The organism is Stenotrophomonas sp. P5_B8 (genome assembly GCF_054049855.1).
Window position 1 is genome coordinate 1 of the sequence record NZ_JBFULO010000159.1, and the last position, 8,122, is coordinate 8,122.

Sequence of the window (8,122 nt, forward strand, 5' to 3'; positions counted from 1 at the left end):
GCGTTGGGCCGGCCTGGCCTGGGCCTGGGCATGGCTGTGCTTCGTGCTGCTGTGGCTGCACGTGCTGTGGCGTGGTCCGCCACGCGGCGCGGGGCAGAAGCTGGTGATCGCCGTGCTGGTGCTGTGGCTGCTGGCGGTGGCCGGACGGCAATGGCGGACGACGCGGGAGGCCCGGGTCGCTTCGCTTGGCTGAGCGGTGCTGCCAGTCTGTGTACATGCCGTTGGCGGGGGACCGGCGTATCGTGGGCGGGACTCTTTTGGGATGCGTGACGATGCGGCGAGCCGGGTGGGGGAAGGTACTGGGTCTGGTGATCGGTGGATGGGCGTCGATGGCCGCGGCCGCGACACCGCAGCAGGTCAGCCATGGGCGGTTCCAGCAGGTGCCGGTGTTCCTGCCGGAAGGACACCTGCAGCGGGTGGTGGTGTGGTTCGACGGCGGCCGCGAGCACGAACGCACCCGTCAGCGCATCGATGCGCTGCGTGCGCGGGGCGCGCTGGTCGCCCAGGTCGACGTCGCCCGGCTGCGCAAGGAACTGGCCCGCGAAGGCGGCGGTACCTGCGGGTTCGGCGCCGGCGATGTGGAGAATTTCTCGCGCTGGTTCCAGGCCTACCTGCATCTGCCCGGCTACCGCCTGCCGCTGATCGGCGGCGACGGGGAAGGTGCCGAGCTGGCCTATGCGGTGGCTGCGCAGGCCGACACCCAGGTCTTCGCCGGCCTGCTGACCACCGACTTCTGTCCGGACCGGGCGCGCGAGCGCATGGTCTGCGGGGCCGGCGTCAGCCACGGCCGACTGCAACCGGCCGACCTCAATTTCCCGTGGCTGAACGCTGCCGGCGACGCACGCTGCAAGGTCGGCGATGCAGCCGCGTTCGTGCGCAAGGTGAGCATGGGCCGACAGTTCGAGCGCAGCGCAGAGGGTGGCGACCTGCCCGGGCTGCTGGCGGCGGCGCAGGTGATCGGTGCGCAGAAGGGGGTGAGCCTGGCGCCCCCGCCCGATGACCTCAAGGGCTTGCCGGTGATCGAAGTGCCGTCCAGCAAGCCGGGCGACACGTTTGCGATCTTCGTGTCCGGTGACGGCGGCTGGGCCGGGCTGGACAAGGAAGTGGCCGCCGCCCTCAGCGAGGGCGGGGTGTCGGTGGTGGGCGTGGATTCGTTGCGCTATTTCTGGACCGCCCGTGATCCGCAGGGCTTCGCCCGCGACCTCGAGCGCATTGCCGCGCATTACAGCCGGCAATGGCAGCGCAAGCGGGTGGTGCTGGTCGGCTTCTCGCAGGGCGCCGACGTGCTCCCGGCGGCGATCAATCAGTTGTCACCGGCGATGCGCGACAGCGTGGCGATGATCGGGCTGATGTCGGTGGGCAAGACCGCCGATTACGAGTTCCATGTCAGCAACTGGCTGGGCGGCGGTGGCGACGGCCTGCCGATCGCGCCGGAGATCGCCAGGTTGCCGGTCGGCAAGACGCTGTGCCTGTATGGCGAGGACGACGATGATGCGCTGTGCCCGGACCTGCCGGGAGGCAATGCGCAGGTGGTGAAACTGCCGGGCGACCATCATTTCAAGGGCGATTACGATCGCTTGGCGCAGACGTTGCTGGAGCATCTGCCGGCGCGGTGACGCGTGCGGTGGGGGATCCATGCCGGATCCCCCACCAGGGTCAATCGTGGCGGCGCGGATCCAGCGAGATCAGCCGGGTGGCATCAAGCAGTGCAGCCGGCAGGTGCACGCCGCCGGGCGCGGCCAGGTAACGGGCACGCCACTGCGGGGCGAACTTGGACTTGAAGCGGCGCAGACCGCTGAAGCCGTAGAAACGCTCGCCATGCCGGGCCACGATATTGGCAAAGCGGTTCCAGCGCCCGGCCAGGCGATGCTGGGCCAGTCCCGACAGTGGCGCCATGCCGAGCGAGAACCGGTGGAAGCCGTTGGCGCGGCCCCACAGGAACAGCTCGATGAACAGGAAATCCATGGTGCCCTTGGGCGCATCGTCGATATGTCGCATCAGATCCACCGACAACTCGTGCCCGGCCGGCGCCTGCCACAGGTTGGCGAAGGCGACGATGCGGCCCTCCGCTTCCACCAGCGCCATCGGGAAGCGCACCAGGTAGTCCGGATCGAAGCTGCCCAACGAGAAGCCCTTTTCATCGCCGGCCTTGTCATCCAGCCATTCCTGTGAGATCGCTTCCAGCGCCGGCAGCAGGGCGGGCACCTCGGCCGGGGTGGCCACGCGGAAGCTCAGGCCGCTGCGCTTGCCGCGGTTCCAGGCCTGGCGCAGGTCGGCACGCTCGCGTCCTTCCAGGCCGAAGTCCTGCAACGGCACCATCGCCTCTTCGCCGAGCTTGACCAGGGTCAGGCCGAGGTCGAGGTAGGTCTGCCAATGCGCTTCGCCGACCTGGTAGAACACCGGGCGCAATCCGAGCCGGTCGGCTTCCTCGCGGAAGCGCCAGATCAGTCCGCGCACCACCTCCGGCGGACCGACCGGGTCGCCCATCGCGATCAGCGAGCCGCCGTAGCGCTGCATCATCACAAAGCCGCGCTGGTCGGCATCGCGCAGCACCGCCTTGTCGGCGGTGAGGACCAGGCACGCCTGGGTGTCTTCGGCGGCAGCCAGAATCGGGGCCAGTGCGTCCAGGGTCGGGGCGTCGGCGGCCGGCAGCGGGCTGCGCGTGCTGTGCAGCAGCCGGGCCAGGCCGAAGATGGTCAGCGCGATGGCCACCACCAGCAGCGCCCGCAGCGCACGCGGGGCGTTGCCCTGCAGCGCGAACTGCCACCACAGCTCGTTCTGGTATTCGACGTGGCTGTAGACGAAGAACAGCAGCCAGATCACCGCGACCAGGACCAGGCCGAGATTGCGGATCCACGGCCACGACCAGGCTTCGTCGAGCAGCGCCCCTTGGCGGTAGAACTCACGGCGCGAGGCCCACAGCGCCATCGCCACCAACAGTGCCGACAGCGCGATCAACACCTGGCCGCCGCGCAGCCAGATCGGCAGCGGCGCGATCACGCAGATGCCCAGCGCGAGCATCCAGGCCGCGTGGCTGCGTCGTTGCAGTCCCTGCCCGATCAGCAGCAGGGCCACGCCACCAAGACTGCCGAGCAGGTGCGAGGTTTCCAGGATCGGCAGCGAGGCGTTGACCAGGTGCCGGCGCGGGGTCGGCAGGGTGCCGTCGATGACCAGTGCGGCACCGACGCTGAACACCGCCAGCGCGATGATCTGCGGCAGCCACGGACGCAGCGCGGTCCAGCCGGCGCGGGTGGCCCCGGCGCCGACCCGCAGCGGCTTGCGCATTGCCGGGCCCAGGGCCAGCAGCGTGGCCAGCAGCAGCGGCAGCACGTAATAGGTGACGCGGTAGATCAGCGCGGCGGCCAGCACCGACGCCGGTGCCACCTGTGGCAGCAGCTTGAGCAGGCTCCACTCGAACACGCCCAGCCCGGCCGGCACGCTGGAGATCAACCCGGCCAGCACCGCCACCAGGTACAGGCCGACAAAGCCGGGCAGGCCGGTGGGGGTATCCATCGGCAGCAGCACGTAGAACGCGGCGCTGGCCAGGACCAGTTCCACTACGCTCAGCGCGGTTACGCCAAGCATGGTGCGGCGGTCGGGCAGCCACAGGCTGTGGCCACGGATCTGGAAGGTACGTCCGTCGCGACCGACCAGCAGCAGCGTGCCGAGGTAACCGAGCAGGCCGACAATGCCGAACACGCGCACCGCCTGCACCGACACCGGCAGCGCCAACGCGGCCGCACCCGGTTCGAGGATGAAGGCCAAGGCCAGCAGCAGCCACGCGCCGAACACGAAGCCAAGCGTGCTCATCAGCACCACCTGGCCGATTTCGCCCAGGCTCAGCCCGGCCCCGCCATAGCCGCGCAGGCGCACGGCGCCGCCGGTGAGCGCGGCAAACCCCAGCGTCTGGCCGAGCGTGTGGGCCAGGAAGGCGGTGATGCCCACACGCGCCGGGTGCAACTGCTTGCCGCTGCGACGCAGGCCAATGGCATCGAAACCGATCAGGCAGGCGTAACTGGCCAGGCCGAGCACCACGGTCAGCGCGATCTGGCCGGCACCGAGGTGGCGGAACGCTTCGCGGATGGCGCGGTAGCCGTGTTCGTCGAACTCGTTGGCCAGCCCGCGCAGCGCCAGGGCCAGGATCGCCAGGCTGAAGATGACGGTGGCGGCGCGGCGCCAGGCCAGGCGTGCCGGGGCGGGAGCAGGGSTCGTTTCGGTCATCGGTGTAGCGTGCTCCGTGGGGGGGCGATGAAAGAGTCAAGGCAGGAGGCGGTGCAGGGTGCGGGCGCATCGTGCGCCTGATGCGCACGCTTGCCAAGGGTGCGCGCTGTGCACGCCGTGGCGGCAAGGACACCGGGCACGGACAGGCGCACACCGCATCGGTGACAATGTCCCTTCATCCAGAGGAGAAAGCGCCATGTTGGAACGTTTCGATGTCGGTCCGCGCATGTCCGAAATGACCGTGCACAACAAGGTCGCCTATCTGTCCGGGCAGATTCCCGAAGACACCAGCCAGGACATCACCGGCCAGACCCGGCAGGTGCTGGAAGAGATCGACAAGCTGCTGGCGCTGGTGGCCAGCGACAAGCAGCACGTGTTGCGTGCGGAAGTGTTCCTGGCCGACATCAACGATTTCGCCGGCATGAATGCCGCGTGGGATGAGTGGGTGGTGGCGGGCATGACGCCGGCACGCGCGACGGTGGAGGCCAAGCTGGCCGATCCGAGCTGGAAGGTGGAGATCGTGATCACCGCGGCACTGCCGTAACGGGCCGAATGGCAGCCGGGCATATCGCTCGGCTGCACGGCATCAGCGCGCTGCGATCAGGTCGATGCAATCCACCGGGCACGGTGGAATGCACAGCGCGCAACCGGTGCACAGGTCGGCGATGACGGTGTGCATGTACTTGGCACCGCCGACGATGGCATCCACCGGGCAGGCCTGGATGCACTTGGTGCAGCCGATGCAGTCCGCCTCGATGATCAGCGCCACCTGCGCGGGCGTATATTCGCCCCGGCTGCGGTCGAATGGCACTGCAGGTACACCCAGTACACGCGCCAGTGCCCGCGCGCCGTCATCACCGCCGGGTGGGCAGTGGTCCACGCCGGCCTCGCCGCGGGCCATGGCCTCGGCATAGGGACGGCAACCGTCATAGCCGCATTGACCGCATTGGGTCTGCGGCAGCAGGCGGTCGAGGCGTTCGGTCAGGGACGTTGGGGTGATCATGCGTGGCGTCGGCTGCGCGGGGTCTTCATTTCAAGGGTTTGCCGCGATACCAGCGATCGTGGGCGAGGGCCAGCATCGGACGGTCTTCCGCGCTGTCGCCGTAGGCGTGGATGCGCTGGAAGCGTGACAGGTCGTAGCGCTGGCGGATGTGTTCGACCTTGCGTGGGCCACAGTCGCCATCGGCGTAGCGGCCGGTGAGGCGTCCATCGCGACTTTCCAGACGGTTGCAGATCAGGCCCAGACCAAGCGATTCGCACCACGGGCGCAGGTACAGATCCAGCGAGCCGGACACGATCACCACGGTATGCCGTTGCTGCAGGTGCCAGTGGATCTGTTCCAGCATCTGCGGGCGCACCACGTCAGGCAGCACATCGCGCGCATAGCCGGCGGCCTGGGTGGCGATGTCATCGCTGTGACGGTTGCTGAAGGTCAGGCGGGTGACGCGGGCGCGGATGCGCGCGGCCGATATCAGCTTGAGCCGGTAAGCCAGCAGCCACGGCCCGACTTTCCACCAGGCCTGGGCGAGCTGCTCCGGCGTCGCCACGCGGCGCAGGAAACGGCCGTACGTGTCGCAGGTGGTGACCGTGTGGTCGAAATCGAACAGGGCCAGTTCCAAACCGCAGCTTCCTCCGTGCAGGCCAGCAGGACGGGGCGGCAAGGCCGCCCCTCGTTGCGATCAGCGCACCGGCATGCCGGGCTGGGCGCTGCTGTCGGCATCGAGCAGGGCCAGGTCGCCGCCGTCGAAACCGGCCGAGAGGATCATGCCCTCGCTCAGGCCGAAACGCATCTTGCGCGGGGCCAGGTTGGCGATGAACACCACGCTGCGGCCGACCAGTTTTTCCGGCTCGCCGTAGCTGGCGCGGATGCCGGAGAAGATCTGGCGCTTGCCGAGATCACCGGCGTCCAGTTCGAAGCGCAGCAGCTTGTCCGAGCCTTCGACGAACTCGCAGGCCAGCACCTTGCCGATCCGCAGGTCGAGCTTGGCGAAGTCGTCGATGCCGATATAGGCCGTGCCGTCGGTCGGGGCGGCGGCTACCGCCGGTGCGGGCGCCGGCTTGGCAGGCTTCGCCGGGGCGACGGGGGGTGCGGCGGCGAGGGTGTCTTTGGAGGCGTCGGTCATGGCGTCGATCATTTTCGGGTCGATTCGGGTGAACAGCGGTGCGTACACCGCGATGGTGTGTGCGGTCAGCGGGCGGGCGATGTCGGTCCAGTCCTGCACCGGTGCGGCGAGGAAGGTTTCGGCCTGCGCGGCGGTGGCCGGCAGGATCGGCCGCAGTGCGGTGACCAGCACGCGGAACAGGTTCAAGCCCTGGGTGCAGACCGCCTGCAGCTGCGCGTCGGCGCCGTCCTGCTTGGCGATCACCCACGGCTTCTGGTCGTCGATGTAGCGGTTGGCTTCGTCGGCCAGGGTCATGGTCAGGCGCACGGCGGCGGCCGGGTCGTTGCGCTCGTACGCCTCACGGATCGGGGCGAGGGCGGCGACGAAGCGGTCGTACTGGGCGGCATCGGGCAGGCTGTCGGCCAGGCGGCCATCGAAGCGCTTGCTGATGAAGCCGGCGCAGCGGCTGGCCAGGTTGACGAACTTGCCGACCAGGTCGGCGTTGACGCGCGCGATGAAGTCGCCCAGGTTGAGGTCGAGGTCTTCAACGCCGCCGCCGGACTTGGCGGCGAAGTAGTAGCGCAGCGCTTCGGCTTCCAGGCCGACATCCAGGTAGGTACGCGCCATGACGAAGGTGCCGCGCGACTTGGACATCTTGGCGCCGTCGACCATCAGGTAGCCATTGACGTGCAGGCGCGTCGGCGCGCGATGGCCGGTGCCGTGCAGCACCGCCGGCCAGAACAGGCCGTGGAAATTGACGATGTCCTTGCCGATGAAGTGGTGCAGTTCGGTGCTGGAACCGGCGCGCAGGTGGGCGTCGAAATCTTCCCCGTTCTTGGCGCACAGGGTCTGGAAGCTGGACAGGTAGCCGATCGGCGCATCCAGCCAGACGTAGAAGTACTTGCCGGGCTGGCCGGGGATTTCGAAGCCGAAGTACGGCGCGTCACGGGAAATGTCCCAGGCGCGCAGGCCGCCTTCGGCATTGAGCCATTCGCCGAGCTTGGCCTTGACGCCGGGCAGGGCGACGTCGCCGGCCAGCCACTCGCGCAGGAAGCCTTCAAAGCGGCCGACTTCGAAGAAGAAGTGTTCGGAGTCGCGCATTTCCGGGGTGGCCCCGGAGATGACCGAGCGCGGGTCCTTGAGTTCAGTGGGGCCGTAAGTGGCGCCGCACACTTCGCAGTTGTCGCCGTACTGGTCAGGGCTGCTGCAGACCGGGCAGATGCCCTTGATGTAGCGGTCGGGCAGGAACATGCCCTTGGCCGGATCGTAGAACTGGGCCACGGAGCGGCGCGCGATGTGGCCTTCGGCCTCAAGCTTGAGGTAGAAGGCTTCGGTCAGGGCTTTGTTGGCGGCCGAGTTGGTGGAGTCGTAGTGGTCGAAGGCGACGCCGAAGGCGGCAAAGTCGCGTTCGTGACTGGCCTGGATGTTGGCGATGAAGGCTTCCGGGCTGACGCCGGCCTTTTCGGCGGCGAGCATGATCGGGGTGCCATGGGTGTCATCGGCGCAGACGAACCAGGTCTTGCCGCCGCTCATTCGCCGCGCGCGCACCCAGATGTCAGCCTGGATGTAGCCGACCAGGTGGCCCAGGTGGAGCGGGCCGTTGGCGTAGGGCAGGGCGGTGGTGACGAGAGCGGTGCGGGTCATGGTCTGCGTTGTTGCTTTGGGGACTGGGGATTATCGCATGGAGGGGGTGGGCGCCTGCGGCGGGCTTTTTTTCGAAACTGGAGCCAGGGCCACAGCCGAAGCCGAAGCCGAAGCCGAAGCCGAAGCCGAAGCCTATTGACCGGTCTGCTGGGGGA

Annotated in this window: 6 protein-coding genes and 1 pseudogene; 3 read left to right on the forward strand and 4 right to left on the reverse strand. The window is 68.4% G+C overall.

All coding sequences use genetic code 11. The annotated features are described in order from the left end of the window. Positions 1–193, forward strand: a pseudogene (locus ACXJKH_RS10580) (DUF998 domain-containing protein); the annotation flags it as partial. A 79-nt stretch (positions 194–272) separates the two neighbouring features. Then, positions 273–1,616: a virulence factor family protein gene (locus ACXJKH_RS10585; RefSeq protein ID WP_457319400.1), complete on the forward strand. Its 1,344-nt coding sequence runs from the start codon at positions 273–275 to the stop codon at positions 1,614–1,616. 40 nt (positions 1,617–1,656) lie between these two features. Here the strand turns inward: ACXJKH_RS10585 and mprF are convergent, their stop codons facing one another. Beyond that, positions 1,657–4,221, reverse strand: coding sequence for a bifunctional lysylphosphatidylglycerol flippase/synthetase MprF (gene mprF / locus ACXJKH_RS10590; protein WP_457319401.1), 2,565 nt, complete (start codon positions 4,219–4,221; stop codon positions 1,657–1,659). A gap of 196 nt (positions 4,222–4,417) precedes the next feature. On the opposite strand from mprF, the gene ACXJKH_RS10595 reads away from it, so the two are divergent. Continuing rightward, entirely contained in the window at positions 4,418–4,765 is a 348-nt protein-coding gene (locus ACXJKH_RS10595) for a RidA family protein (protein ID WP_038687069.1), read from the forward strand. Positions 4,766–4,807: 42 nt separating this feature from the next. On the opposite strand, the gene rnfB is transcribed toward ACXJKH_RS10595, so the two are convergent. From rnfB to metG, 3 genes are read right to left on the reverse strand one after another with little or no spacing between them, the layout of a single operon-like run. Further along, positions 4,808–5,224: an Rnf electron transport complex subunit RnfB gene (gene rnfB, locus ACXJKH_RS10600; protein ID WP_256775886.1), complete on the reverse strand. Its 417-nt coding sequence runs from the start codon at positions 5,222–5,224 to the stop codon at positions 4,808–4,810. 25 nt (positions 5,225–5,249) lie between these two features. After that, positions 5,250–5,840 (reverse strand): HAD family hydrolase, encoded by a 591-nt coding sequence (locus tag ACXJKH_RS10605; RefSeq protein ID WP_457319402.1) that lies wholly within the window; start codon positions 5,838–5,840, stop codon positions 5,250–5,252. Positions 5,841–5,900: 60 nt separating this feature from the next. Continuing rightward, positions 5,901–7,967 carry a methionine--tRNA ligase gene (metG, locus tag ACXJKH_RS10610; protein WP_457319403.1) on the reverse strand — a complete coding sequence of 689 codons (2,067 nt, stop codon included), beginning with the start codon at positions 7,965–7,967 and terminating at the stop codon, positions 5,901–5,903. Positions 7,968–8,122: the final 155 nt, after the last annotated feature.